The organism is Actinomadura pelletieri DSM 43383 (genome assembly GCF_003634705.1).
In the GTDB taxonomy this organism is placed as follows: Bacteria; Actinomycetota; Actinomycetes; order Streptosporangiales; family Streptosporangiaceae; genus Spirillospora; species Spirillospora pelletieri.
This window is the reverse complement of the sequence record NZ_RBWU01000003.1, coordinates 541,464-567,618: the sequence shown is the minus strand read 5'-3', so window position 1 is coordinate 567,618 and position 26,155 is coordinate 541,464. Positions and strand designations below refer to the sequence as shown.

The 26,155-nt window shown below is 72.4% G+C and carries 21 protein-coding genes; 12 read left to right on the top strand and 9 right to left on the bottom strand.

Annotated features, from left to right (window positions below):
• Positions 1-62 precede the first annotated feature (62 nt).
• Complete coding sequence (locus BZB76_RS15825) at positions 63-860, top strand: PIN domain-containing protein (RefSeq protein ID WP_121435122.1); 798 nt, start codon at positions 63-65, stop codon at positions 858-860.
• A 3-nt stretch (positions 861-863) separates the two neighbouring features.
• Here the strand turns inward: BZB76_RS15825 and BZB76_RS15820 are convergent, their stop codons facing one another.
• The 5 genes from BZB76_RS15820 to BZB76_RS15795 form a co-directional block, all read right to left on the bottom strand.
• On the bottom strand, positions 864-1,775 hold the full coding sequence (locus BZB76_RS15820; protein ID WP_121435121.1) for a nucleotide-binding protein: 912 nt from the start codon (positions 1,773-1,775) through the stop codon (positions 864-866).
• Positions 1,776-2,659: 884 nt separating this feature from the next.
• Positions 2,660-3,997, bottom strand: coding sequence for a type VII secretion integral membrane protein EccD (eccD, locus tag BZB76_RS15810; protein ID WP_121435119.1), 1,338 nt, complete (start codon positions 3,995-3,997; stop codon positions 2,660-2,662).
• Between the two features lie 22 nt (positions 3,998-4,019).
• On the bottom strand, positions 4,020-5,018 hold the full coding sequence (locus BZB76_RS15805) for a TNT domain-containing protein (protein WP_246006975.1): 999 nt from the start codon (positions 5,016-5,018) through the stop codon (positions 4,020-4,022).
• 124 nt (positions 5,019-5,142) lie between these two features.
• A complete protein-coding gene (locus tag BZB76_RS15800) occupies positions 5,143-5,445 on the bottom strand; it encodes a pore-forming ESAT-6 family protein (protein ID WP_121435118.1) in 303 nt (100 codons plus the stop codon).
• Between the two features lie 29 nt (positions 5,446-5,474).
• Positions 5,475-5,810, bottom strand: a complete 336-nt coding sequence (locus tag BZB76_RS15795) for a hypothetical protein (protein WP_121435117.1) — start codon at positions 5,808-5,810, stop codon at positions 5,475-5,477.
• Between the two features lie 277 nt (positions 5,811-6,087).
• Between BZB76_RS15795 and BZB76_RS15790 the strand changes: the two genes are divergently transcribed.
• The 5 genes from BZB76_RS15790 to BZB76_RS15770 all read left to right on the top strand — a co-directional run bounded on the left by BZB76_RS15790 (position 6,088) and on the right by BZB76_RS15770 (position 12,553).
• Positions 6,088-6,384, top strand: a complete 297-nt coding sequence (locus BZB76_RS15790) for a hypothetical protein (protein ID WP_121435116.1) — start codon at positions 6,088-6,090, stop codon at positions 6,382-6,384.
• Positions 6,381-6,734 carry a DUF6507 family protein gene (locus BZB76_RS15785; protein ID WP_121435115.1) on the top strand — a complete coding sequence of 118 codons (354 nt, stop codon included), beginning with the start codon at positions 6,381-6,383 and terminating at the stop codon, positions 6,732-6,734. The genes BZB76_RS15790 and BZB76_RS15785 overlap by 4 nt, the downstream gene beginning before the upstream one ends.
• Before the next feature lie 102 nt (positions 6,735-6,836).
• A complete protein-coding gene (locus BZB76_RS15780) occupies positions 6,837-10,481 on the top strand; it encodes an ADP-ribosyltransferase (protein WP_121435114.1) in 3,645 nt (1,214 codons plus the stop codon).
• Positions 10,482-10,500: 19 nt separating this feature from the next.
• Positions 10,501-11,607 carry a hypothetical protein gene (locus BZB76_RS15775; RefSeq protein ID WP_121435113.1) on the top strand — a complete coding sequence of 369 codons (1,107 nt, stop codon included), beginning with the start codon at positions 10,501-10,503 and terminating at the stop codon, positions 11,605-11,607.
• Complete coding sequence (locus tag BZB76_RS15770; protein ID WP_121435112.1) at positions 11,600-12,553, top strand: hypothetical protein; 954 nt, start codon at positions 11,600-11,602, stop codon at positions 12,551-12,553. Before BZB76_RS15775 ends, BZB76_RS15770 begins: the two co-directional genes overlap by 8 nt.
• Positions 12,554-12,582: 29 nt before the next feature.
• On the opposite strand, the gene BZB76_RS15765 is transcribed toward BZB76_RS15770, so the two are convergent.
• Complete coding sequence (locus BZB76_RS15765; protein WP_121435111.1) at positions 12,583-14,346, bottom strand: NAD+ synthase; 1,764 nt, start codon at positions 14,344-14,346, stop codon at positions 12,583-12,585.
• Positions 14,347-14,378: 32 nt separating this feature from the next.
• Positions 14,379-15,641 (bottom strand): MDR family MFS transporter, encoded by a 1,263-nt coding sequence (locus tag BZB76_RS15760; protein ID WP_337959753.1) that lies wholly within the window; start codon positions 15,639-15,641, stop codon positions 14,379-14,381.
• 55 nt (positions 15,642-15,696) lie between these two features.
• Here BZB76_RS15760 and BZB76_RS15755 point away from each other — a divergent pair, with 55 nt between their 5' ends.
• Positions 15,697-16,674, top strand: coding sequence for an ArsR/SmtB family transcription factor (locus tag BZB76_RS15755; protein ID WP_121435110.1), 978 nt, complete (start codon positions 15,697-15,699; stop codon positions 16,672-16,674).
• Here the strand turns inward: BZB76_RS15755 and BZB76_RS15750 are convergent.
• Positions 16,663-17,709 (bottom strand): terpene synthase family protein, encoded by a 1,047-nt coding sequence (locus tag BZB76_RS15750; RefSeq protein ID WP_246006974.1) that lies wholly within the window; start codon positions 17,707-17,709, stop codon positions 16,663-16,665. The two genes, BZB76_RS15755 and BZB76_RS15750, sit on opposite strands and share 12 nt — an antisense overlap.
• 195 nt (positions 17,710-17,904) lie before the next feature.
• Here BZB76_RS15750 and BZB76_RS15745 point away from each other — a divergent pair, with 195 nt between their 5' ends.
• The 5 genes from BZB76_RS15745 to BZB76_RS15725 all read left to right on the top strand — a co-directional run bounded on the left by BZB76_RS15745 (position 17,905) and on the right by BZB76_RS15725 (position 24,957).
• Positions 17,905-18,726, top strand: coding sequence for a substrate-binding periplasmic protein (locus BZB76_RS15745; protein WP_246006973.1), 822 nt, complete (start codon positions 17,905-17,907; stop codon positions 18,724-18,726).
• Positions 18,723-19,550: an amino acid ABC transporter permease gene (locus tag BZB76_RS15740; protein ID WP_121435505.1), complete on the top strand. Its 828-nt coding sequence runs from the start codon at positions 18,723-18,725 to the stop codon at positions 19,548-19,550. Before BZB76_RS15745 ends, BZB76_RS15740 begins: the two co-directional genes overlap by 4 nt.
• Positions 19,547-20,359: an amino acid ABC transporter ATP-binding protein gene (locus BZB76_RS15735; protein ID WP_121435108.1), complete on the top strand. Its 813-nt coding sequence runs from the start codon at positions 19,547-19,549 to the stop codon at positions 20,357-20,359. Before BZB76_RS15740 ends, BZB76_RS15735 begins: the two co-directional genes overlap by 4 nt.
• A 172-nt stretch (positions 20,360-20,531) precedes the next feature.
• Positions 20,532-21,893 carry a type I glutamate--ammonia ligase gene (glnA, locus tag BZB76_RS15730; RefSeq protein WP_117399339.1) on the top strand — a complete coding sequence of 454 codons (1,362 nt, stop codon included), beginning with the start codon at positions 20,532-20,534 and terminating at the stop codon, positions 21,891-21,893.
• A 28-nt stretch (positions 21,894-21,921) separates the two neighbouring features.
• Entirely contained in the window at positions 21,922-24,957 is a 3,036-nt protein-coding gene (locus BZB76_RS15725; protein WP_246006972.1) for a bifunctional [glutamine synthetase] adenylyltransferase/[glutamine synthetase]-adenylyl-L-tyrosine phosphorylase, read from the top strand.
• A 79-nt stretch (positions 24,958-25,036) separates the two neighbouring features.
• On the opposite strand, the gene BZB76_RS15720 is transcribed toward BZB76_RS15725, so the two are convergent.
• Positions 25,037-25,936: a phosphatase PAP2 family protein gene (locus tag BZB76_RS15720; RefSeq protein WP_246006971.1), complete on the bottom strand. Its 900-nt coding sequence runs from the start codon at positions 25,934-25,936 to the stop codon at positions 25,037-25,039.
• Between the last annotated feature and the right edge of the window lie 219 nt (positions 25,937-26,155).

Genomic DNA, 26,155 nt, shown 5'->3' with positions numbered 1-26,155 from the left:
ACGGTGGCGTTGATCAACCCTAATGTCGGTTTCAGGGAGCCGGATCACCCTTGGAGGTTTCGATGGACATGCCGATCGTCGAGGTGTCCGGCCGGGTGCACGCCCTCATCGAGGACCTCCTGCCCGTCGTGTTCCCCGGCGCGACCTTCGACGCCCCCACCGCCAGGGTGATCTTCCCGGTGGGCCGGTACGCGCGCGGCGTCTCCACCTGGATCGCGCTGGAACGGTGCGCCCGGGAGCCGTCCGAACGCTGGCCGCGGCTGGTCGAGGACTGGATCCGCGAGGCCGGCGACCTCGTCGTGCTGTCGATCGCCGACATCGAACTGCTGGGGGACGTCCGGGAACTGCTGCGGCTCCGGATCGTGCCGAAGCTGTCCGACGCCGACCGCGAACCCCTGATGGCCGTGACCGCCGGACCGTTCTTCGACGGTGTGATCGTCATCGACCATCCCGAGTACGGCGGCCCGCTGACCAAGGCGCGGGCCAACCTGCTCGGGCTGCGGCGGCTCGGCTACGTCGTCGCCCGCACGCACGAGGAGGTGGCCGACGTGGACGTCCGTGACCAGCCCCTCACGCTGCGGGAGTCGGTCCGCGTGGTCAGCAAGCCGGGCTCCCGGTACGTTCCGGTCCTGCTGACCGAGATCGCGCGTTTCGTTCCCGAGGCCGGGCCGGAGGGGGCGCTGTTCTCCGTGCCGACGCACAGCACGATGCTGCTGCATCCGCTCACCTCGCCCGCCCGGGACGCCCTTCCCGCGTTCGCCGACGTCACCGAGGAAATGCACGCGTCCTCCTCCGATCCATGCGCGCCCACCACGTTCCGGTGGCGGCGCGGCGAGCCGATGGAACGGCTGCGCTCGTGACCGTCACGCCGTCAGCGCCCGTCGCAGCGCCTCGGCGGCGATCGAGACGGCGGTGACCCGGGTCGCGTACGCCAGCCGCCCGGTGTCGAGCACCGACCCGGTGGCGAGCTGCCGGTCGAACTGCAACCTGATCGAGGCGACCCCGGCCTCGGCGAGGATCTCCCCGGCCCTGCGCACGTCCGCGAGCCGTTTGAGATGCGGGCTCTGCACCGCGAACACCACCACGGTCCGGGAGACCAGGCCCTGGAAACCGGACGCGTTCATCCAGTCGATCGCGCGGCCCACGCTGGCGGCCCCGTCGACGGTCGCGGGGGTCACCAGCACCTGCGCGTGCGCCGCGGACAGCACCGTCCGGTGCAGCTCCGTGCTGATCCCGGCGCCGCAGTCGGTCACGGCGATCCCGAAGAACCGGCTCAACGGGATGCCCACCGCGCGGTAGACGTCGCCGTTCATGCCGCCGCCCATCGACCCGCGGTGACCGGGCAGCGCCCACAGGCTCTCGCCGAGCCGCGTCAGCCGCGGTTCGACCTCCTCGAACGGCGCCGCGCCGAGGTCGAGACCGGCGAGGTCGGCGGGCGTGTGCCGGGGCGGGGCACCGAGCCGCAGCGGCAGCGACCCGAGTTCCGGATCGACGTCCAGCGCCAGCACCCGGTCCTGCCGGTACCGGGCGAACACCGACGCGAGCAGCGCCGCGACCGTGCTCTTGCCCGCGCCGCCGCGCAGACCCGTCACCGCGATCCGCCGTCCGGTCGTCACCGGATGCTGGATCCACGCCCCGTGCTCGGACAGCGCCTGCACATCGTCGGACGGACGGAACGGCCGGACCGCGCCACGGGACACGCGACGCAGCAGCGAGTCACCGTGCACCTGCCCCCGCTCCAGCTCCTCCGGCGACACCGCCGGAGGCCCCGGCACGAGCCCCGACTGCGCCCCCGACTGCGACGGCGGCTGCGACCCCGGTTGCGATGGCGGTTGCGCGGGTGGCTGCGATGGCGGTTGCGCGGGCGGCTGCGTCGGTGGTTGCGCGGGCTGCTGCGATGGCGGTTGCGACGGCGTTTGTGCGGGCGGTTGCGCCGGCGGCTGCGACCCCGGCTGCGATGGCGGTTGCGCGGGCGGCTGCGACGGCGGTTGCGCGGGCTGCTGCGTCGGTGGTTGCGACGGCGCTTGCGCAGGCGGCTGTGTCGGTGGTTGCGCGGGTGGCTGCGATGGCGGTTGCGCGGGCGGCTGTGCCGGTGGTTGCGCGGGCGGCTGCGACCCCGGTTGCGATGGCGGTTGCGCGGGCGGTTGCGTCGGTGGTTGCGCGGGCTGCTGCGATGGCGGTTGCGACGGCGTTTGTGCGGGCGGTTGCGCCGGCGGCTGCGCCCCCGGCGGCGATGGCGGTTGCGCGGGCGGCTGCGACGGCACTTGCGCGGGCGGCTGTGTTGGTGGTTGCGCGGGCGGTTGCGATGGCGGTTGCGCCCCCGGCTGCGATGGCGGCTGCGCGGATGGCTGTGTTGGTGGTTGCGGGGGCGGGGACGGTGGCGGTCCCGGTTGCGGACGCGGCGTCGGCGCCGGGACGGGCCCCGGTCGTTGTGGCGGAGTGGCGGGACGCGGGGGTGGTTCCGCGGCGGCCCCGAACGACGGCGGCCGCGCGGGCGGAGACGTGTCCGGGCGCCGCGCCTCGGGCGCGGGGCGCGCGCCCTCCGGGGGGAGGCTCGCCGGCCGGCGGGAGGTGACGGGAGGATCGACGGCCGTCGTCTCGAGGGCCGGTCCGGTCTCCTCACCCGGCCTGTCCTCGCCGAGGTCAGCCAAGCTTCCTCTCAAAACGTCTCGCGCAACCGTGCGAAGATGCCGAAGACACCGATCGCGACCGGGATGATCGCGATCACGGCCGTCGCCTCGATCCGGTTCATGATCCGTCGCAGCCGCGCCCGGGTGTGCTCGGCCGGATGGACGGTGAGCACCACGACCGCGGCGGTCAGGCCGACGACCAGCATACCCAGCGCGGGCGCGATGCCCCAGGACACCTGTTCAGCCCACCGCACCCCGAGCCCGATGACGATCACCACGGCCGCGCCCAGCAGCGCCGCCTTCTGCAGGACCAGGGGAAAGACGCGGGCGCGGCCCGCGACGACGAGCGCCAGCAGCGCGGCCAGCGCGGCGTTCCAGGCGCCCCGCGACCCGCCGAGTTCGGTGGCGGCGCCCAGCCCGGCGACCGCCGCGGCCACCGACACCGCCAGTGTGGCGATCACCATGGTGCGGTGCGCCCGGTCGAGCGCGGCCATCAGGTCGACCCGCGGCACCGCGCCCCCGGCGCTGCGCCGGTCGTCGAGGGATGTCAGCCCGGACAGCGACAGCGCCGTCCGCAGCAGCACGCTGAGCAGCACCACGCAGGAGAGCGCGAGCACCGCCCCGGTGCGGTCGGGTTCCAGCCCCGACGCGGCGCAGGCCGTGCCGATTCCGGCGAGCAGGACGGCCGCGGCGCCGCCGACCAGCGCGCCGCGTCCGAGCGGTGAGCTGAGTCCGAGCAGCATGACCAGCACGGCGAGCAGCAACGCCGCACCGCCCCAGCGGCCCCAGGTCGGCCAGTCGTCAGCGGCGGCGGCCCACCACAGTGCCGGCAGGCCCGCCGCGCCACCGCCCAGGATCATCGCCAGCCCCGCGGGTTCGCGCCCGGCCATGCCGATCACGACACCGCAGAGCAGCAGCAACGCCGCCAGGCCCGCCGTCGCGACGGCGGCCGTCGCGGCGCTGGACCCCGCCCGGATCACCAGCCCGACGCCCACCGATAGCGCCACCAGCGTGAACGTCGCGGTCCACCGCGCCGCCGCCGGGCTCCAGCTCAGCAGCCGCAGGTCGAGCGAGTCGCCCACCACCTCCGGCACCTCGTGCACCACCGGCGCGGGCACCGGTTCGTCGGACCGGACGAGCCGCAGCACGGCACCGTCCGGCACCTGCCGGTCGGCGAGGCTCGCGCCAGGGTCGAGCACCTCGCCGGTGGAGGTGACCAGATGCCTCAACTGCGGCGGGTTACGCACCGGATCGCCCAGCAGTTGGAGCACGTCCGGCATCAGCGCGCCGAGCGGCTCCTGCGCCGGCAACACCATGTCCACCGTCCGGGCCTCACCCACCAGGGTCACCCGGCTCCACACGCTCATGAACGCCCTTCCGTCCGGACCGTCACCCGGGGACCGCCGTGCCCGAGACCCGCTCAAGGTAGCCGTCGCGGAGCAGCATCCGGACGGTCGGCAGCAGCGGGGGCCGCGTGAACAGGCCGGGCTCGATGGTGAACCGCACCGCTCCGCCGGGTGAGATCCCGACGCGCGGCGAGATCGACGCCGCCACCTTGAACGGGCGGCGGACCCGGTAGCGGTGGTAACCGGCGGGCGCGTCGGCGGGGACGCCCGCCCGCACCGCCTCCGGCAGCCCGCGAACCCCGAACCCGACGCCGAACGGGAACAGCGTCGCCCCGCTCTCCGGCCCGAACCGGTCGATCAGCGTGCCCTGCTTCAGCGGGACCGTCGTCGACGCGCCCCCGGCCACGGCGATCTCTTCCCGCACCCGCTGGTTCAGCGCCGCGCCGTCCGCGACCGCCTTCCGCTCGGCCGGCGGGTCGAGCCTGTGCGGGGGCGTCTCGGCGACGACCAGCTCACCGTAGAGCCAGCGGCATGCCTCGTCCTCGGACGAGAACTCGGCCGCGATCCGCGCCTGCCGGAACTCGACGACGCCGCCGGTGAAGTTGTCCTGGCCCCTGGCGATGACGTAGTAGCCGGCGGCCTTCGCCGGTCTCGGCCGTGGCTCGCCCGGCAGGACGTAGAGGTCACCGGGCACGCCCGCCTTCGTCAGCGCCGTCCGCAGCCGACCGAACGTCACCTGCGCGCCCACCCAGTCGGCGGGCACCGGCGCGGCGCCCCCGCCCGCGGGCTGCTGCTCCTGCGCGGCCCGCTCCCGCTTCTGCTCCTGGAACATCGACTGGAGATACGACCAGCCGACGGTGCCCGCGCACAGCACCGCCGCCACGCACAACCCGGCGATGATCTTGCCGACGTGCTCGTCGAACGTGCGGCGGGTGCGCTGCGGGCCGAACAACAGCGCGTCCCGGAGCCGGCGGCGCCGTACCGTCACCGACTCCAGCAACTGGTTGTCGTAGTCGCGCGCCAACGCCACCTCCCCTGCCACGCCCCCGCGTGCCCCTGTTACCCGTACACATCATTGACGCGGGAGGGGACGCGCACGTCCTGCGTTCCCTCCCGCGTCGGCCGGCCGCCGACCGTGGACCGGTCGGCGGCCGTTCAGTGACCGTTCAGATCGCCTGTACCGCCGCGCTCGCCTTGCCGAGCGTGGTGTGCGCGATCTCGTCGTTCTTCTCCAGCGTGGCCTTCACCAGGCGGATGATCTCACGGGTCTCGTTCGCCGCGGAGTGCCACTTCAACTCCTTGGCGTTGTACTCGTCCGAGACCCCGGTCGCCTCGAAGTCGGCCATCGCGGCCTTGACGTCGGTGTCGCGGGTGCCGATCAGGGCCTCCAACCGCGCCACGATCGCCTGGATGTTGGTCTGGGCCTCGCCCGAGGCCCCGGTGTCGTAACTGCGCCGTCCGTCCGTCACCGTGTTGTCCCCTTTCGTTCGTCCCCGTGTCAGGCGGTGCGGAACTTCGCGCCGTCGAAGTTGGCGGCGCCCATGGCGCGGGTCCCCTCGTCGGCCATCTCCTGGTCACCACCGGCGAACGCGCGCTCCATGCCGAGCTGACCGGTGTTGACGCGGTCCAACCCGCCCTTCAGATCCGCGCAGATCTGGTCGGAGCGAGCCTTGAAGCTGTCGAACGCCGCCTTGCCCGCCCCGTTGAACTTGCCGGACAGCGGTTCGGCGGCCACGATCAACTGCCGCACCAGCCCCGCCAGTTCCTCACCCGATGCCCCGGTCTGTTTGGCCAGGTGAATCAGCGTGTTCTGTCCTTGGTCCCATCGACCCATCACTACCTCGCTTGCCAGAGGTCGTCACACTTGATTCTCTGCAATTGCCGATGCCTGGCACCGACGATAGTTTCTCCGATGCCCGTCCTGCCACCCGGAGGTGATCCGTGGCCGATCGGAAACACACCGACAACCTAGTGTGAGACGCGCGCCACGGCCATTCGGTTCCGCGCGAAGCCGATCGACTGCGAAATCGTTCGGATCTGTGCCGTCCACTGGACATGGCGGCTCCGGACGATCAGGATAGAACGGCGATGTCGCCGTTCGGTGTGGAGTCATGAAGTTCGAGCTGGTCCAATTCCCGGAGACCGACGTCCCTGAAAGCACCGTCGAACCGCCCGTTGACGAGGCCGTTCGACCGGGGGTGCCGGACGGGGACCCGGTCGCGGCGGTCAACGCCGCCACCGCGCATCTCGCCGCGCAGGCGCGCGCCGAGGGTGAGCGGATCGGGGCCGCACTGACCGAACTCGCGGGCATCGTGGACGGGGCGCCGCCGCAGGGGACGCGGTGGCAGGCGGCAAGGCCGCCCGGAAACTTCCGGGCGGGCCGGTTCTCGAAGGGGGACGCGGGTTGACGACTTACGACATCAAGCCGTCGGGGGTGGCCTCGGTCGTCACCAAGGTCGGCGGCCTCGTCGCGGGCGAGGGGGGTGAGGGCGGCGGAGGCCTGGTCAAGCAACTGGAGACCTTCGGCACCCACGTCGGACAGGCCGGAACGGCGGCGGCGAGCATGCCCGTCGGAACCGCGCTGAAGGAGTACGTGGAGTACACGACCCCCGGGTTGAAGGGCATGGTGACGAAGGGTGGCGCCTGTATCACCGGCGCCGTCAAAGCCACCAAGGCCTTTATCAACGGCGACATGGAAATGCTCGCGGAGGCGCAGCGCACCGCCGTGAACGCGCCCGCTCCCAAGATCGGGAAGTAAAGGCCGGAGAACGGCCGAACGACGCCGCACCGCCGTGCGTCGGACACAGAAACGTAACGACCGCGTAACCGCAGGACACAGGGTGGTGCGACGTTGAGCGGAGTGATCGACCCGAACGCGATCCCGATTCCGAAGGCCGACCCCGACGGAGTCGAGGAAGCGGGACGGGCGCTCCAGAAGGACGGGACCACGATCGCCCAGACCGGGGACGACATCCATTCGGCCTGGCAGGGACTGGACGCCTTCTATACCGCGCCCCATGAACAACAGCTGTTCGCCGCGACCAAGCCGATCGCCACGGCCGGTCACGGGTTCAAGGGCGAGGTCACCACGGTCGGCAACGCCCTGGTGACGTTCGCGGGGGAGATCAGGCCGCTGATCAGCCGGTTGCAGGGCCTGAAGAGCCACGCCCAGCAGTTCCGCGCCGGCATCGAGGGCGACGACGACTGGCGCGAGGACGAGGACAAGGTCAAGGAGCACAACCAGCTCAACGACGACATCCTCGCGGCGATCGCGGCGTACCAGGAGGCGGAGCGCGCCTGCGCCAACAAGATCACCGGCGTCTTCGGCGGCACGCACTTCATTCCGGGCGACGGCGACCCGAAGGCCGGGGAGAAGGGGTACGGCCTCGGCCAGGCGCCCAAGGGCATCGAGACCCCCTGGGCCAAGCCGCAGGAGTACGACGCGCCCTGGTGGGAGGACGCCTGGAACGGCGTCAAGGACTTCGGCGTCGGCATCGTCACCGACCTCGCCGACCTGGTCGGCATCCACGGTGAGAACGGCTGGGTCTGGGAGGAGGACTCCCACTTCTGGAGCAACCTCGGCAACAACTGGATGGGCGTTCTGGAGGACACGGCGGGCCTGGTCGGCCTGCACGGTGAGAACGGCTGGGTGTGGGAGGAGGACTCCCACTTCTGGAGCAACCTCGGCAACAACTGGAAGGAGGTCGCGCACTCCTTCGTCCCGTGGCGCGAGTGGGGCGACCGTCCCGGCTACGTCATCACCTCCAGCATCCTCAACATCGGCAGCTGCTTCGTCGGCGTCGGCCTGGTCCGCGCGGGCGTCAAGCTCCTCAAACGCGGCGACGCCGACACCGACGGCGGCGGTAACGACCGCCAGAGCGGCGACCGCGACGGCGACGGCCGGATCGACCAGGACGAGGTCGGCTTCCAGCAGAACCCCAGCACCCAGGACCTCCAGAACCAGGTCAACAACCTGGACATCGACACCGGGGACCTCCAGGACTCCCTGGACGACATGGAGGACCTCCAGAACACCCCCGACCGCGATCCCGCGCACGTCGGCGGCAACGAGCAGAACGGCCAGAACCAGCAGAACGGCCAGGACGACCCCACGAGCAACGGTCGCGACCCCGCGAACAACGACCGCACCCCCCAGGACACCACCCCCGACGGCGGGAACGACCCGTCCAACGCGGACCCCACCCCTGACGGTGGCGACCCCACCCCCGACGGCGGCGACCCGACGCCTGACGGTGGCGACCCGACACCTGATGGTGGCGACCCCACGCCCGACGGCGCGGACCCGACGCCCGACGGTGGCGACCCGACACCTGATGGTGGCGACCCGACGCCTGACGGTGGCGACCCGACACCTGATGGTGGCGACCCCACGCCCGACGGCGCGGACCCGACGCCCGACGGTGGCGACCCGACACCTGATGGTGGCGACCCGACGCCCGACGGCGCGGACCCGACGCCGGACGGCGGCGACCCGACGCCCGACGGTGACGGACGGCCGGACGGAGACGGCGACGGGAAGGAGATCCCGCCCGACCACTTCGGCGACCAGGACCCCACGCAGCCGGGTCCGGTCGGCGACAAGTTCCGTCCCGGTGTCTACGACCCGCCCGAGGCCAACGACATCGACCGCTTCGACGACAAGGAGCGCGAGACCGCCGAGCAGCGGGCGGACGAGGGCAGGCTCGTCACACGGTTGCCGCGCCACCCCGACAGCGGCGACGGCTTCAAGTCCATGGACGCCCTGGAGCGCAGCGGCCCCGACGACCCGGGCACCCCGACCGAGTACAAGGACGTCGGCAAGAACACCCGCCGTGCGTTCGACCACCAGCTGAAGAACGGGCTCGACAAGTTCAACGAGCAGCCCGACGGCACCCGTCTGTCCGGCGACATCGTCATCGACGGCCGCCGCGCCGGGCTCAGCGAGGACCATGTCGTCAACGGCCTCAAGAGCCGGCTCGGACGGATGCTCGGCGCGGACGACGCCCGGCTGAACCAGCTCGGCCGGATCGAGACCTACCTCGGCGACGGGTCCAAGATCGTCTTCGAGAACGGCAAGATCACCAAGATCGACGCCGATGGGGAGCACGACCTCGGCCGCTGGGACCCGGACAGCCGCCGCTTCGTCACGCCCGACGAGAACGGGCCCCGCGGCGACGGCAAGGACGGCGACGGCGACGGCAAGGACGGCGACGGCGACGGCAAGGACGGCGACGGCGACGGCGGGGACGGCAAGGACGGGGACGGCGACGGCGGGGACGGCAAGGACGGGGACGACGACGGCGGGACGCCGAAGGGCGGCGCCGAGCCGCCGAGCGATCCGCGCGGTGGCGGCGGTGCCAAGGCCCCGGACGGTGACGGTCCCGATGTGACGCCGGTGCGCGACGGCGCCGACGGCGGTCCGGGCGACCCCGGCGGCCCGGGTGGCGGGAAGAACCCTGACGGCGGTCAGCAGGGCCCGCAGCAGAACGGCCCCGGCACCCCCGACCCGACCCCGGGCGGCGCGGACCCGACGCCCGATGGAGGGGACCCGACCCCGAATGGTGGGGACCCGACCCCGGACGGTGGGGACCCGACCCCGGATGGTGGGGACCCGACCCCGGATGGTGGGGACCCGACGCCGGACGGTTCCGACCCGCTTCCCGGGCATATGGACGACGACGGCATCCGCCGCTTCGACACCGACGACGACGGCCAGGACTACGGCGACCGGCACCTCTCCGACCAGTACAACGACCTGCCGGCGGAAGAGCGCGCCGCGATCCGGGAGTACACCCGCCACTCCTGGCCGTACAACCCGCACCTGCGCGGCCAGGCCGATGTCGCGAACAGCCTGCGACAGTGGTACGCGAACGTGGGTCCCGGGTGGTCGCTCTTCGAGATGAACCACGGCCGCCCGCCGTCCATGAGCGACATCTACGACGCGGCGCACCGAACCGATCTGACACCGGAACAGCGCCACATCGTCGATGACATCCTTAACAACCCGCAGCCCGGCCGGCGGTTGGAGGCGTGGATCCAGCACTCCGGTGCGCGCGGGATCATCGCCAGGAGTTTCGACGGTTTCCCGACCGTGGCCGAGTTCAACGAGCGGGTCCGGTTGATCGACCAGGCGCTGAGCCACCGGCTTCCCGAGGGCGTCCAGGTCCTGCGCGGGCTGCACGACGTGAACTTCATGAACGGGTTCAACGGCAACCCGCGCTCCTTGATCGGGACCGTCCAGACGGAGCAGTCGTTCATGTCGACGGCGTTGGGCCGGACGACTCCGCCGATCGACGGTCAACACCACCCGATCGTCATGCACATGGACGTGCCCGAAGGCTCACGCGGCCTCTGGATGGGAAGGAACAGCCTCTTCCCCGACCAGCGGGAGCTGATTCTCCCCCGGAACACGCGGTACGAGATTATGGACGCGCGGGTCGAGGCGGACGGGAAACTCCATCTCTATGCCAAGGTGCTGGAGACCCCCGTGAACGACGGACTGTGACGAGGAGGCTGACGATCACATGAGCGGGCGGCGGCCCAGACGCCCCGCGTCGTCCTACGAGGACAGCGCGCGGGGGAGCGTCCGGTATGTTCCGGTCACTCTCGGTGGGGAGTTGATCGGTTACCTGTGGGCGGCCAACACCGAACAGGCCGCCGGGTTCGTGCGGCGGCTGAAGGGGCCGCGGGCCGCGCTCCGCGCTCCGCTGCTGTGGTCGGAACGTTTGGACGCGGCGGCCACGGGCGGCCTGGAGCCGCTGGAGGCGCTGCGGAAATGGCGGGGCGCGCCCGAGCACGCGGAGGGCGGCGGCGTCCCCGCCGACGCCGCCGAGGAGGAGGCCAAGAGCGTCGACGAGTTGACCGAACGGCTGAATCCCGACTGGGTGGATCCGCTCAAGGACTTCTTCGCCAAGGAGCCGACCTGGCCGGACGGGACGCCCATCGACCGCAGGAAGGCGTGGGAGCCGCTCGGGCCGATGCAGGTTCCGGCGACGGACTATCCGGCGTCGACCGACGGCCCCGTCCGGTACTACCCGGTCGTCCTCCAGGGCAAGGTGGTCGGCTACCTGTGGGCGTCGGTGGCCGACGACGCCGCCTACTGGCAGGACCGCGCGGACGCCGGAGCGCTCGGCTACAACGCGGGCGTGCCGTGGGTGCTGCGGCTGCGCGAGGCGGCCCGGGAGGGTCTGACCCCGTTGCAGGCGCTGCGCAAGTGGAAGGGCGCGCCCGAGGATCCGCGCGGCGGAGCGATTCCGGCGGACGCCGAGGAGCGGGAGGCGCCCAGCCTGCGGGCCCTCCAAGAACTCACCGGCGACTATGCGACGTCCACCGACGAGCCGGTGCGGTACTACCCGGTCCGGCTCCGTGGACGCACGGTCGGCTACCTGTGGGCGTCGGTCGACGCGGCGTCGTACCTGGCGCGTCCCGACGCGGGAGCCGACGGGGAGAACGCGCGGACCGTGTGGGAGCGGCGCCTGCACGAGGCGGCCAAGGAGGCGCTCATCCCCTTGCAGGCGCTCCGCAAGTGGTGCGGCGCGCCGGAGGACCCGCGCGGCGGCGCCATCCCGGACGAGGTCGAGGAGCAGGAGGCGCCCGGCCTCCAGGCCCTGGAAGACTTGGCGAATGAGTAGCACGGTTCAGATCTGCCTGCGCCACCCGGGCGACGCGGCCGCCGCCATCGCGCGGATCGCCGTCGCACTGGACGTGCCCGGCTACTTCGCGTCCGCCGACGAGTTCGCCTTCACCCTGCGGTCCGACCCTTGGACGACCCGCGACGGCGTCCTGTCGGTCGACTTCTCCGCACTCGACCGCGAGCTGTACGGGACGGGCGACGACACGGCCTTCGCGCCCTACGACTTCGAACTGTCGCTGGAGCTGCGGAACGTCCCGGCGCAGGCCCGTCAGGAGCTGCTGGAACGCGCCGGACGCGCGGTCTTCGACCGGCTCACCGGGCTCGACGTCCCGCTGGCCTTCGGGGATGGGGTCGACCTGTTCGCCGACTTCCTCCCCGGCCGGGGCGTGCGGGACTTCCCGCCCGGCGTCTCCTGGGACGAGGACGCTCGCGACACGTGGTTCGAACCAGGTCTGCACGGCTCGCAACCCGCCCTCTCCTTCGACAAGGAGCGGATGAGCCCCGCCCGCCCCTCGCACGGCGCGGTAAGGGTGTACGAGGCGGACGGCCTGCTTCAGATCATCCCCTGGGGCGAAGCCGGGGCGGTGACGCCGGTGGCGGCGGTCCGCGCCGAGGCCGGTCCCGCCCTTCTCGGCAGGTTGCTGGCCGAGGAACTCGAACGGTCGGCGCTGGCGCCTCCGCAGAAGAACGATGCCTGGTCGTGGGTGTCCGGCACCGCGCGGCTGTCGCCCGAGGAGTACGCCCGGACGGCGGTGTCGATCGACGTCCGCGTGGGCGAAGGCGCCGTCCACGCCGTACCGCACGGCGCGGGAACGGACACGGACACCCCCGGCCCGACCGTCGACGCGCTCCCGGAACGACGGCCCGGCCCCTGGGACGACGAGGCCGCGGGTGAACTCGTCCTACGCCTGGTCGGCCGACTACGCGAGCACGCCCACTCCTGACCCGCGTCGGGCGCCCGGCGCCCGGCGGGTCAGTTCCGGGTGGACGGTTCCCGCCACCGGTTGGTGATGGGGAGCCGCCGGTCGCGACCGAAGTTCTTCGGAGTGATCTTCGGGCCGGGCGGGTACTGGCGACGCTTGTACTCGGCGAGGTCGACGAGCCGGATGGTCCGTTCGACGAGGGCCGGGTCGTGCCCGGCGGCGACGAGGGCGTCACGGCCCATGTCGCGTTCGACGTAGTCCGCCAGGACGGGGTCGAGGACGGTGTACTCGGGAAGCGTGTCGCGGTCGCGCTGGCCGGGGCGCAGTTCCGCGGACGGCTCCTTCACGATGATCGCCTCGGGAATGGGTTCGTGCGGGAACGGGTGCAGGAACGGCAGCTCGGTGCCCGCCTGGGCGTTGCGCCAGCGGGCGAGTTCCCACACGGTGAGCTTGAAGACGTCCTTGATGGGGGCGAACCCTCCGGCGGAGTCGCCGTAGAGGGTGGAGTAACCGGTCGCCAGCTCGCTCTTGTTGCCGCCGGTCAGGACGAGGTGGCCGTGCTCGTTCGACAGGGCCATCCAGACGTTGGCGCGGATACGGGCCTGGAGGTTCTCCGCGGCGAGGCCGTGCAGGTCGAGCTGCGTCTCGAACGCCTCGACCATGTCGGCGATGGGAACCGTGCGGGCGTTGACGCCCTGCCGTTTGACGAGGTCCTCGGCGTCGACGACGGAGCCTTCGGAGGAGTACCGGCTCGGCAGCAGCACGGCATGGACGTGCTCGGGCCCGATGGCGTCGGAGGCGATCGTGGCGACGAGCGCCGAGTCGATGCCGCCGGACAGGCCGAGGACTACGGAACGGAACCCGTTCTTGCGGACGTAGTCGCGGGTGCCGAGAACGAGGGCCGCGTAGATCTCGGCCAGGTCGTCCAACGGTTCGGCGACCGTCGGCGCCTCCGCCGGACGGTCGGGGAGCGGCTCCGCGGACAGGACGTGCCGGTCGACGGCGGCGTCGTCCGGGACGGTCGCGGGAGCTGCGGGCAGCGTGAGGTCGGTGACGAGGAGATGCTCGACGAACTGCGGCGCGCGGGCGAGCGGTGTCCCGTCCGAGCCGACGATGACCGAGTCGCCGTCGAAGACGAGTTCGTCCTGGCCGCCGACCATGTTGACGTAGGCGAGGGCGCAGCCCGCCTCGCGCGCCCGCCGGGCGCACAGGTCGAGACGGACGTCGTCCTTGTTGCGTTCGTAGGGGGAGGCGTTGACGGCGAGGAGCAGCCCGGCGCCCGCCGTGCCCGCGACGCCGACCGGTCCGCCGTCCTGCCACAGGTCCTCGCAGATGACGGTGGCGACGTCGACGCCGTGGACACGGACGACGGGCAGCCGGTCGCCCCGCACGAAGATCCGGTACTCGTCGAACACGCCGTAGTTCGGCAGGTGGTGCTTGGCCGAGCGGACGAGGACCTCGCCGCCGTGCAGCCACGCGGCCGCGTTGAGCGGCGCGCCCGCGGGCTGGCCCGCGCGGACGGGCCCGCCGGTACGCCGGTCGAGGTAGCCGGTGACGACGGGCAGGTCGCCGAGGCCCTCGTCGGCGAGCCTGCGGGCGAGACGGGCGAGGGCCCGCTGGGACGCCTCGACGAACGACGCGCGCAGCGCGAGGTCCTCCACCGGATATCCGGTCAGCATCATCTCGGGGAACGCGACCAGGTGCGCGCCCGCGTCGGCGGCGCGTCGGGCCCATTCCACGACTGTGTCGGCGTTGCCGTCGAGGTCGCCGACGGTCGAGTTCACCTGCGCGAGCGCGATCCTGAGGTGTGCCACGGTCCAAGGATAAGTGCCCGAGGCCGGTTTCGTCACTTTGACGAAAAGGAGGTGGGGGGCGCGGTGTCGTGGCGGCGCCTGATCGCGGGGGCGAGCGCGGACAGCCCGGCCGCGGCGCCGAACATCAGGCCCGCGCAGGTCAGCCACAGCAGGGGCGCGCCGCCCGCGCCGAGCAGTTGGGTGCCGCCGAGCGGCGCCAGCAGGAAGCCGCCCGACCATGCCATCCCGTAGAGACCGCCGTAGCGTCCGCGCAGGTCGGCGGGGGCGAGGTCGGCGACGATGGCCTGCAGGACGGTCGCCGCGATGATCTCCCCGGCCGTCCACACCAGGATCGTGGCGGTGTAGGCGGCGACGGAGGAGGCCAGCGAGGTGAGCCCGTACCCGATGCCGACCAGGACACAGCCCGACGCCATCACCAGGCTGTGGTCCCGGCGGGCGAGCCACGCGTTGACCAGCGGCTGCACGATGATGATCATGACCCCGTTCGCGCCGATCGCGATCCCGTACGCCTGCGGGCCGAGGCCGTCCTCCTTCATCGCCAGCGGCATCGTCGTCATGCCCTGCAGGAGCACGAACGCGTACGTCAGGGTGATCAGCGTGTAGCCGACCATCACGCGGTCGCGGAGCACCCGGCCGAATCCGGCCAGGACGCCCGAGGCGGCGCCGCCCCGCACGCGGGTCTCGGGAATGGCCCGCCAGGTCAGCAGACCGAACCCGGCGCACGTGATCGCGTCGATCCAGAACAGCCACCGGAACCCGTGCTGCGCCAGCGTCCCGCCGAGCACCATCGCGACGGCCCAGCCCAGGTTGATCGCCCAGAACAGCAGCCCGAACGCGCGCGGACGGTCCGCCGGGTCGATGATGTCGGCGACGATCGCCTGCGCCGCGGGCCGGTACATGTCGAGCATCAACCCGAGCAGCAGCGCCGCCGCGACGAGCGCGACGATCCCCTGCGCGTAGCCGAGCGCGAGCATCGCCGCACCGGCACCGATGGTCGCGAGCGTCAGCGTGGCGCGCCGTCCGATCCGGTCGGCGAGCGTGCCGCCGACGAGCGTCCCGGCGAGCGAGCCCACACCGAGGACCGCCATCACCACGCCCGCCTGCCCCAGCGACAGGCCGCGCACGGTCGTCAGGTAGAGGCCGAGGAACGGCTCGACCATCGTGCCGAGCCGGTTGAGGAGCGTCCCCGCCCACAGCGTCCAGAAGGTTCGGGGGAGGCCGCCGACCCGGGGGCGCAGGAACGCCGCGATCCGTCCCGACGGGGGGCCGACGGGAACGTCGTCCAGAGTGGTCACTCGCCGATGGTCCGCGCCGCGCACCCGCCCACGAAACTGATTTAGCCTGAGCTAAATGATCGAATTCGTGTTCGCCCCGGACGACGTGGCGCGCGTCCGGTTCGCGTTCTCGCCGCTGTGGGAGTTGGTGCGCAGCCTGCGGGTGCTCGCCGACCCGTCCGGGCACGCCCTGCACCTGCCGTGGGTGCACGCCGTCCGTCCCCGGCTGCGCGGGCTCGATCTCGGACCGCTCGGCGCGGTGGTCCGGCCCTCCGGGTACATTCCCGACTTCCTCACCCCGCCGCCCGCCACCCCGTTACCGGACCTGGACGCCGAACTGGAGACCGTCGGGGACACGCCGCTCGACGTCGTCGCGGCGGAGCTGCGCCAGGTGGAGCACCGGAGCCGCCCGACGCCCGCGTGGCACGCGATGGTCGACGACCCCGAACGCGCCCTCGACGTCCTGGTCGAGTCGCTCGAACGGTACTGGGTCGCCGCCGTCGAACCGTACTGGACGCGCGTCCGCGACCTGCTCGAAGGGGACGTGCTGCGCCGCACGGCCGCGCTCGCCGCGCAGGGCGCCGCGGGAGTGTTCGGCGACCTGCACGAGGCGGTGTCCTGGGGGTCGGGGACGCTGCGCGTCGACCGCCGCTGGACGTTCCACGGCGGCCTGGACGGGCAGGGCCTGCTGCTCGTTCCGAGCGTGTTCGTGTGGCCGAACGTGTCGGTGATGGTGCCGCCCTACCAGGCGATGCTCAGCTACCCGCCGACCGGTGTGGCGACCCTCTGGGAGACGGGACGCCCGCCCGCCGACCGGAGGGACGCGCTCGCCGCGCTGATCGGCCGCCGCCGCGCCGCGCTGCTCGTCGCGCTCGCGACGCCCGCCTCGACGGGGGAGCTGGCGCGGCGGATGGGCGTGACGCCCGGGGCGGTCAGCCAGCACATCGGCGTCCTGCGCGCGTGCGGCCTGGTCACCGGTCATCGGCTCGGTCGCCGCGTCCTCTACGTCCGCACGGCCGCGGGCGACGCCCTCATGGGCCCGTCAGCGCAGTGACGCGAGCGCGTCCAGACGACCCGGCGCCGGGCTCGCGCCGGGCGGCTCGTAGCGGCCCGACTCGGCGAGCCAGTCGATGTGGGCGCGGGGGACGTCCAGCAGCACCTTGACGACCTGCGCGGCGGCGGCGCGCTGCGCGACGGTGAGCTCCAGCCGGTCGAGCATCTCGGGGAGCCGGCGCGCGGCCGTCCAGGCGTCCTCGAGCCGGTCGGTGATCCGCCCGGCGACCAGGGCGGCGATCGTGTCGGCGTCGCCCGGGGCGACGCCGCGCGCGTGGGCGAGGACGGCGGGCAGGTCGTGGACGTCGCCGCGGGCCGCCTCCAGATCGTGCGAGGCGACGTCGTTGGACCAGGCCACGACGTCGGCGACGCTGTGCGCGAGCGTCTTCCAGCTCGGCGTCCGCAGCAGCCGCGCCGGAAGCTCGACGCCGAGGACGGGTTCCACCAGGTCGTACAGGAACGGGCCGCACGCCCGGCGGCGCAGCGACGCGAACTGCGCCTCCGTCGGGACCTGCCGGACACGGCGGTTGACCGCCTCCTCCGCGCAGCCGTCCCGGTGCGCCTCCAGTTGCAACATGAACCGGCGGCGCCACTCGCGGCTCATGCCCGTGGACGTGACGTCCCACAGTTCCACCAGCGCGGTCTCCAGCGGGCGCGCCCCCGGCCGGGCGTGGCCGCGCCGCATCGCGCGCAACAGGTCGTCATAGAGGGCGTGGACGGCGCTGCCGCTGTCGGAGAGCGGCGGGTGGTCCAGCGTGTCGTCCAGCGCGAGCGTCCAGGTCAACCAGCGGGCGAACAGGTCCACGGCGGCGAGGTCGACGGACGGGAATACCCGGGCGGCGAGCCGTTCGCAGCGGGCCCGGCCGAGCGGCGAGGTGTCCGGATCTCCGAGCACCAGCCCGCGCCCGCGCGCCCAGGTCTCCACCTGCGCGCCCAGTCGCCACGACTCCGGATGCATCGCCGACGGGGCGGCGGCCAGTGCCGGCACCCGGTCGGTCATCGAGAGAAGAAGAGAGATGTCCACGACCCTGACCACGTTAATGATCATTTCGTCGGGGGCGTTCGATCGGCACGTCAATTTTCGGGAAACCGATCGGCGGGGATGATCTCGATTTCCCCGTCGTTCGGTCTCCCGCGCGTGTGGACCGGCGTGGGATAGTTCGACTGCCACCCACGTATGAACTCCACCCGATCGCTCCCCAATCGAAGATCGCTCCCACAGGAGGAAAACGTGTCCGGACGGACGAGGCGTTGGGTACTGGGCGCGGGGCTGGCGGCCCTGGCGCTGACCGCATCGGCGTGCGGCGGCGACGACGGCGCCACGGTGCAGGGGGTGAAGCTCATCGAGAAGGGCGCGCTGACCTCGTGCACCCATCTGCCGTACCCGCCGTTCCAGTTCGAGGACAAGAAGTCCGGCAAGGTGGTCGGGTTCGACGTCGACATCATCGATCTCGTCGCCAAGCGGCTCGGGGTCGAGCAGAAGATCGTCGACACGCCGTTCGAGACGATGCGGACGGGCTCGGCGCTGAACGCCGGCAAGTGCGACATCCAGATGGGCGGCATGACGATCAAGCCCGACCGGGTGAAGTTCATGGACGTGTCCGCCCCCTACTTCGACGCCACACAGTCGCTGATGGCGAAGAAGGGCAGCGGCGTCACCTCGCTGGACGACGTCAAGGCCAAGAAGCTCAAGCTGGGCTCGCAGGCCGGCACCACCGGCGAGGACTTCGTCCGAGGCAAGGGCCTCGACCCGCGCTCGTTCGACAACTCCAACGCCGAACTGGACGCGCTGCGCACCGGGCAGGTCGACGTCATCGTCCAGGACGACCCGGTCGTCAAGGGCTGGCTGAAGGACCCGGCGAACGCGGCCTACGAGATCGTCGCGAACCTCAACACGGGCGAGCAGTACGGCCTGTGGATGCGCAAGGGCCACAACCCCGAACTCGTCAAGCTCACCGACCAGGTGATCGCGCAGGCGAAGGCCGACGGCACCTACCGGCGGATCCATGAGAAGTGGATCGGGCCGATGCCGTCCGCGGGCGCCGGCTCGTGACGGCTGAGCCGGTCGAGGCGGCGGCGCCCGGCGGGCTCTCGCGCAGGCGCCGCCGGCAACTGTCGCTCGGCGGCCAGTACGGGCTGTTCCTCGCCGTGGTCGTGCTGGTCGCGCTGCTGGCCGACTGGGAGCGACTGCGCGACAACTTCGCCAACTGGGACGTCGCCCGGGACCTGTTCCCCGACATCATCACGGTCGGCCTGCGCAACACCGTCGTGTACACCGCGGTCGGGTTCGGGATCGGGCTGGCGCTCGGCCTGGTCGTCGCGCTGATGCGGCTGTCGTCGGTCGCGCCCTACCGCTGGTTCGCGGCCGTCTACATCGAGATCTTCCGCGGCCTGCCGCTCCTGCTGATCTTCATCTTCATCACGGTGGGCGTGCCGCTGGCGTTCGGCTCCCCGGCGCCCGGCGGGGCCGTCGGGCAGACCGGTCTCGCGCTCGGGCTGGCGGGCGCCGCCTACATGGCCGAGACGATCCGGGCCGGGATCGAGGCCGTGCCGAAGGGGCAGACGGAGGCGGCGCGGTCGCTCGGCATGTCGGCGGGCCGGGCGATGTCGTCGATCGTCATCCCGCAGGCGTTCCGGATCGTCATCCCGCCCCTCACCAACCAGCTGGTGCTGCTGTGCAAGGACTCCTCGCTCGTGCTGTTCCTCGGCATCGTGCTGGAGGAGCGGGAACTCACCAAGTTCGGCCGCGACCTCGCGGGACAGGTCGGCAACACCACCCCGATCATCGTGGCCGGGATCTGCTACCTGATCATCACGATTCCGCTGAGTCTGCTGGCCCGGCGGCTGGAGGCGCGGCAGCGCCGGGGGCGGCGATGACGGAGCCGAAGAAGGAGACGTCCGGCGGCGCGCCGGGCGGCGCGATCGAGATCAGCGGGTTGCGCAAGGCGTTCGGGACGAACGAGGTGCTGCGCGGCATCGACCTGAGCGTCGCGCCCGGCGAGGTGGTCTGCGTCATCGGCCCGTCCGGGTCGGGCAAGTCGACGCTGCTGCGCTGCGTCAACCTGCTGGAGGAACCGTCCGCCGGGACGGTCAGGGTCGGCGGCGTGGACGTCACCGACCCCGAGGTCGACATCGACGCCGTCCGCCGCCGGATCGGCATGGTGTTCCAGTCGTTCAACCTGTTCCCGCACCTGACGGCACTCGGCAACGTCGTGATCGCGCAGCGGAAGGTGCTGCGGCGGGGACGGGCGGAGGCGGAGCGGATCGCCCGCGAGCACCTGGCGGGCGTCGGGCTCGCCGACAAGACCGGTTCCTATCCGGCGCAGCTGTCGGGCGGTCAGCAGCAGCGCGTCGCGATCGCCCGGGCGCTCGCGATGGGGCCCGAGGTGATGCTGTTCGACGAGCCGACGTCCGCGCTCGACCCCGAACTCGTCGGTGACGTCCTCGGCGTCATGCGCGGCCTGGCCCGGCCGGGGGAGGGACGGGGGATGACCATGCTCGTCGTCACCCACGAGATGAGCTTCGCCCGCGAGGTCGCCGACCGTGTGGTGTTCATGGACGACGGCGTGGTCGTCGAGGAGGGCCCGCCCGCGCGGGTGATCGACGACCCGGCCCACGAGCGGACGCGGACGTTCCTGTCCCGCGTCCTCGACCCGGCGGCCGCCCGTGTCGGCGAGACCGACTGACCCGGGCCCGGAGAGTTGACCGAGTTGCCCGACTGGCCCGGCTGGTCGGATATGTTCCGGACGGAGGTAACGTCCGAAGGGAACGTCCGGGGGCGCCGCGCGCACGTAACGTCGCGGTAACAGCGGCCGGGCATACTGCGTGGTAGCGGCAGGCGGCATCGAGGGAGAAGTTGTGGACCGTCAGCAGGAGTTCGTGCTCCGGACGCTGGAGGAGCGCGACATCCGCTTCATCCGGCTGTGGTTCACCGACGTGCTCGGGTTCCTGAAGTCCGTGGCCGTCGCGCCCGCCGAGCTGGAGGGCGCCTTCGGCGAGGGCATCGGCTTCGACGGCTCGGCGATCGAGGGCTTCGCCCGGGTGTACGAGGCCGACATGATCGCCAAGCCGGATCCGTCCACGTTCCAGGTGCTGCCCTGGCGGTCGGAGTCCCCGGGCGTCGGACGGATGTTCTGCGACATCCTCATGCCGGACGGGACGCCGAGCTTCGCCGACCCCCGCTACGTCCTCAAACGGGCCCTCGCCCGCGCCGCCGACCTCGGGTTCACGTTCTACACCCACCCCGAGATCGAGTTCTTCCTGCTGAACGACAAGCCCGAGGACGGTCGCGAACCCGAGCCCGCGGACGCGGCCGGATACTTCGACCACACCCCGCACAGCGCCGCGCACGACTTTCGCCGCAACGCGATCACGATGCTGGAGGCCATGGGCATCTCGGTGGAGTTCAGCCACCACGAGGGCGCACCCGGCCAGCAGGAGATCGACCTGCGGTACGCCGACGCGCTCACCACCGCCGACAACATCATGACGTTCCGGCTGGTGATGAAGGAGGTCGCGCTGGAGCAGGGCGTGCACGCGTCCTTCATGCCGAAGCCGTTCACCGAGCATCCCGGCTCCGGAATGCACACCCACATGTCACTGTTCGAGGGCGACCGCAACGCCTTCTACGAGCCGGGCGCCGAGTACAAGCTGTCCAAGGTGGGGCGGGCGTTCATCGCGGGGCTGCTGCGGCACTGCGCGGAGATCACCGCGGTGTGCAACCAGTGGGTCAACTCCTACAAGCGGCTGTGGGGCAACGTCGGGTCCGCCGCCGGGGCCGGGGGAGAGGCCCCCTCGTACATCTGCTGGGGGCACAACAACCGGTCGGCGCTCGTCCGCGTCCCCATGTACAAGCCGCACAAGGGGCACTCGACCCGTATCGAGTTCCGGTCGCTGGACACGGCCGCCAACCCCTACCTGGCGTTCGCGGCGATCCTCGGCGCCGGGCTGAAGGGCATCGAGGAGGGCTACGAGCTGCCGCCGGGCGCCGAGGACGACGTGTGGGCCCTCACCGTCGCCGAGCGGCGCGCCCTCGGCATCGAGCCGCTCCCGCAGAACCTGGACGAGGCGATCCACGCGATGGAGCGCAGCGAGCTGATGGCCGACATCCTCGGCGAGCACGTGTTCGACTTCTTCCTGCGCAACAAGCGGCAGGAGTGGGAGGACTACCGCCGCCAGGTGACCGAGTTCGAGCGCAAACGGCTCCTCGCCGTCCTGTGACACGGTCCACCGGATTACGGTGGACCCCGTGACCGAGTCCCGGACGCCCGAGCGCCGCTCTTCCCTCGCCGGACGCCTGGCGAGGCTCGGCTTCACCGACGCGGCCCGCGCCGAACGGCTCCTTCTCGACGTCGACAAGGACGATCTTCTCGACGTTCTCCTCGAAGCGCTCGGCGGCACCGCCGACCCCGATCTGGCGCTGGACGGGCTGTTGCGGCTGCTGCCGTCCGCCGAGGAGAGGGGAGTCGGTGGGGAACTCCGCGAGGCGCTGGCGAAGGAGCCGGGGACGCGGGAGCGGCTCACCACCGTCCTCGGGGTCAGCGCCGCGCTCGGTGACCATCTCGTCCGGCACCCGGAGCACTGGCGGGCCCTGCGCGACGGCACTCCGCAGCACACCGGGAGCCTCCGCGACGACCTGCTGGCCGCCGTGGGCGCCGACCCGTCAGCCGAGGAGCCGGTGGCGTCCGGCGCGGGCGCGGAGGCCCTGGCCGCGTTGCGCGTCGCGTACCGGCGGCGGCTGCTGGCGCTGGCCGGACGCGACCTGGTCGGCGCCGCGGACGTCGCCGACGTCGCCGCCGAACTGGCCGACCTCGCCGCCGCCGCGCTGGAGGCGGGCCTGGCGATCGCCCGCGCCGAGGTCCCCGAACACGGCTCGTGCCGGCTCGCCGTGATCGGCATGGGCAAGTGCGGGGCACGCGAACTCAACTATGTCAGCGACGTTGACGTGATCTTCGTGGCCGAGCCGCGCGACGACGGGTCCGGCGGGCCCGGCGGGTCGGAGGAGGCGGCCCTGCGCGCCGCGACCCGGCTGGCGGCGGCGATGATGCGGGCCTGCTCGGCCACCACCGCGGAGGGCGCGCTGTGGGAGGTGGACGCGGCGCTGCGCCCGGAGGGCAAGGCGGGCCCGCTGGTGCGGACCCTCGCCAGCCACCGCGCCTACTACGAGCGGTGGGCCAAGACCTGGGAGTTCCAGGCGCTGTTGAAGGCCCGTCCCGTCGCCGGGGACGCGGACCTCGGCCGCCGCTACCTCGACATGATCACCCCGATCGTGTGGCGGGCCGCCGGCGGCGAGAGCTTCGTCGAGGACGTCCAGGCGATGCGCCGCCGGGTCGAGGCCGACCTGGACCGGCGCACCGCCGACGCCGAACGCCAGCTCAAACTCGGGCCCGGCGGGCTGCGGGACGTGGAGTTCGCCGTGCAGCTGCTCCAGCTCGTCCACGGCCGCGCCGACGAGACGCTGCGCGCCCGTGCCACCCTCGACGCCCTCGCCGACCTGTCCCGCGGCGGTTATGTCGGACGCGACGACGCGGCGGCGCTGGCCGCGGCGTACCGGTTCCTGCGGCGTGTCGAGCACCTCGTCCAGCTGCACCGGCTGCGCCGCACCCATCTCGTCCCCGCCGACGAGGCCGACCTGCGCCGCCTCGGCCGCGCCCTCGGCCTGCGCGCCGACCCCGTCGGGGAGTTCACCGCGCTGTGGCGGCGGCACGCCCGCGAGGTCCGCCGCCTCCACGAGAAGCTGTTCTACCGGCCGCTGCTGCTGGCGGTGGCGCGGTTGCCGGGCCGGGAGGCGCGGCTCACCCCCGAGGCGGCCCGCGCGCGGCTGGAGGCGCTCGGCTACGCCGACCCGGCGGGCGCGCTCCGGCACATCGAGGCGCTGACCTCGGGCGTGTCGCGGCGAGCCGCGATCCAGCGGACGCTGCTGCCGGTCATGCTCGGCTGGTTCGCCGACGCCCCCGACCCCGACGCGGGCCTGCTCGGGTTCCGGCAGGTCAGCGACGCGCTCGGCACCACCCCCTGGTATCTGCGGCTGCTGCGGGACGAGGTGACCGTCGCCGAGCGGATGGCGTGGGTCCTCGGGTGCAGCCGCTACGCCACCGACCTGCTGCTCCGGGCCCCCGACGCGGTCGCGATGCTCGGCACCGACGCAGACCTGACGCCCCGCCCGTTCGAGGCGCTGCGCGCGGAGGCGCTGTCGGCGGTCCGGCGGCACGCCGAGGGGGCGACGCCCGCCGAGGAGACGGTCGCGGTGGTGCGGGGGCTGCGCCGCCGGGAGCTGTTCCGGGTCGCGGTCGGCGACCTGCTCGGCCTCGTGGACGTCCGGGTGGTCGGGGAGGCGCTCACCGGCATCGCCGCCGCCACCGTCGAGGCCGCGCTGCACGCCGCCGTCACCAAGGTCGAGCAGGAGTCGGGACGGCCGGTGCCGACCCGGATCGCCGTGATCGCCATGGGCCGGTTCGGCGGGCACGAACTCGGCTACGGCAGCGACGCCGACGTGATGTTCGTCCACGACCCGGAGCCCGGCGCGGACGAGCGGGCCGCGGGCCGCGCCGCCCACGCCGTCGCCGAGGAGCTGCGCCGCCTCCTCGCGCTGCCCGCGCCCGATCCGCCGCTGGAGATCGACCCGAACCTGCGTCCCGAGGGGAAGCGGGGGCCGCTCGTCCGGACGCTGGCGTCCTACGCCGCCTACTACGCCCGCTGGTCGCAGCCGTGGGAGGCGCAGGCGCTGCTGCGCGCCGACCCGCTGATCGGCGATCCGGAGCTGCGCGACCGGTTCCGCGACCTGATCGACCCGGTCCGCTGGCCGGAGGGCGGTGTCGACGACGACGCCGTCCGGCAGATCCGGCGGCTGAAGGCCAGGATGGAGTCCGAGCGGCTGCCGCGCGGCGCCGACCGGCGGCTGCACACCAAGCTGGGCCCCGGCGGGCTCTCCGACGTGGAATGGGTGGCGCAGCTCCTCCAACTCCAGCACGCCCACGAGGCCCCCGGGCTGCGGACCACCCGCACCCTGGACGCGCTCGACGCGGCGGTGGCGGCCGGGTTCCTGGACGCCGCGGACGCGGGCGTCCTCGCCGAGGCGTGGTGCCTGGCCACCCGGATCCGCGGCTCGCTCATGCTGGTGCGGGGCCGCGCGTCCGACCTGCTGCCGAGCGACCACCACCGGGAGCGCAGCGCCGTCTCCCGGGTGCTCGGCTACCCGGCCCCGGGCGACCTCCTGGAGGACTACCGCCGGCACGCCCGCCGGGCCCGGGCCGTCGTCGACCGGGTCTTCTACGGGGCCGACTGAACGGCCCGCCCCCCCGACACGACCGACCCCATGTACTCCTGGAGATGTACATGGGGTCGTGGGGAGGCGGCGGGCTCGATCAATATCGGGTGGCGCCGCCCGCGGTCGCGGAGCTCCGGGTGGCGGCGGCCCGTGTGGCCGCGGTGGCGCCCGGACGCGCCTCCCGGGTGCTGGGACGGGCGCGCAGCGCGACCCGGGCCGAGACGTGGGCCCACGCGACGACCAGGGGTCTCGGGCATCTGGTGTAGAGGATCCACGACACCCACAGCGCGCCGCCGACCAGCGCCGTCCCGGCGACCGCGTCCAGCACGTAGTGGTTGGCGGTGGCCAGGATCACGTACACGGTCGTGACCGGGTACAGCGCGCCGAGGGCCTTGGCCCACTTCTGGGTCGCCAGCTTGGCCAGGATGAGGCCGCACCACAGCGACCATCCCGCGTGCATCGACGGCATCGCCGCGTACTGGTTGGTGAGGGTTCCCGACGCGTCGCTGGCGTACAGGCCGAGCGAGTGCAGCGCCGTCACCGGGTCGACGAAACCCTCACTGTGCAGGAACCTCGGCGGGGCCAGCGGGTACAGCCAGAAGCCGATCAGCGCGAGACCGGTGGCGACCATGATGGACGTGCGCAGCCAGCGGTAATGCTGGGGCCGGTAACGATACAGCCACAGAACGACACCGAGCGTCACGATGAAGTGCATCGTGGCGTAGAAGACGTTCGCCGTGCGCGCCAACCAGGGCACCGAGAGAAGCGTATGATTCAGGGACAGCTCGATGTCGATTCCGAGCGCGCGTTCGACGCCGAGGATCTCGTCGGCGTGGGCGAACGCCGGTCCGGTGCCGTCTTGGACCAGGACGATGCGCGTCAGCGTGTATCCGGCATAGAAGAGCACGACCAGAAGAAGCTCACGCCACACCGGAGGCGCGGTGAGCACCCGTCGCCGCGTCGTTGCGGCCGCTGTGTGGGGGGGCGGTTGAGCCATGGTACCTATCTTTGCCGCACGGCCCCCTGATTGAGATCACCGCGACGAATGGTCTTCGTCTCAGACCTGAGTAGTACGACCCCGATGCGGTGTCCGGACTTTCGGGGGATAGGCCTTGGGGACACCTCCCCCTCCGCTTCCCCCGCGTGGAGCCTAAGGAGTTGATCAGGAGTCAGCATAGGAGCCCCCGGGTAGGTCAGCAGCGCCCCCCACGACACG

Bases quoted from the DNA above. Each gene is read 5' to 3' on its own strand.
- BZB76_RS15825 (WP_121435122.1), top strand. From the start codon at position 63: ATGGACATGCCGATCGTCGAGGTGTCCGGCCGGGTGCACGCCCTCATC.
- eccD (WP_121435119.1), bottom strand. From the start codon at position 3,997: ATGAGCGTGTGGAGCCGGGTGACCCTGGTGGGTGAGGCCCGGACGGTG.
- BZB76_RS15795 (WP_121435117.1), bottom strand. From the start codon at position 5,810: ATGGGTCGATGGGACCAAGGACAGAACACGCTGATTCACCTGGCCAAA.
- BZB76_RS15790 (WP_121435116.1), top strand. From the start codon at position 6,088: ATGAAGTTCGAGCTGGTCCAATTCCCGGAGACCGACGTCCCTGAAAGC.
- BZB76_RS15775 (WP_121435113.1), top strand. From the start codon at position 10,501: ATGAGCGGGCGGCGGCCCAGACGCCCCGCGTCGTCCTACGAGGACAGC.
- BZB76_RS15770 (WP_121435112.1), top strand. From the start codon at position 11,600: ATGAGTAGCACGGTTCAGATCTGCCTGCGCCACCCGGGCGACGCGGCC.
- BZB76_RS15755 (WP_121435110.1), top strand. From the start codon at position 15,697: ATGATCGAATTCGTGTTCGCCCCGGACGACGTGGCGCGCGTCCGGTTC.
- BZB76_RS15735 (WP_121435108.1), top strand. From the start codon at position 19,547: ATGACGGAGCCGAAGAAGGAGACGTCCGGCGGCGCGCCGGGCGGCGCG.
- BZB76_RS15720 (WP_246006971.1), bottom strand. From the start codon at position 25,936: ATGGCTCAACCGCCCCCCCACACAGCGGCCGCAACGACGCGGCGACGG.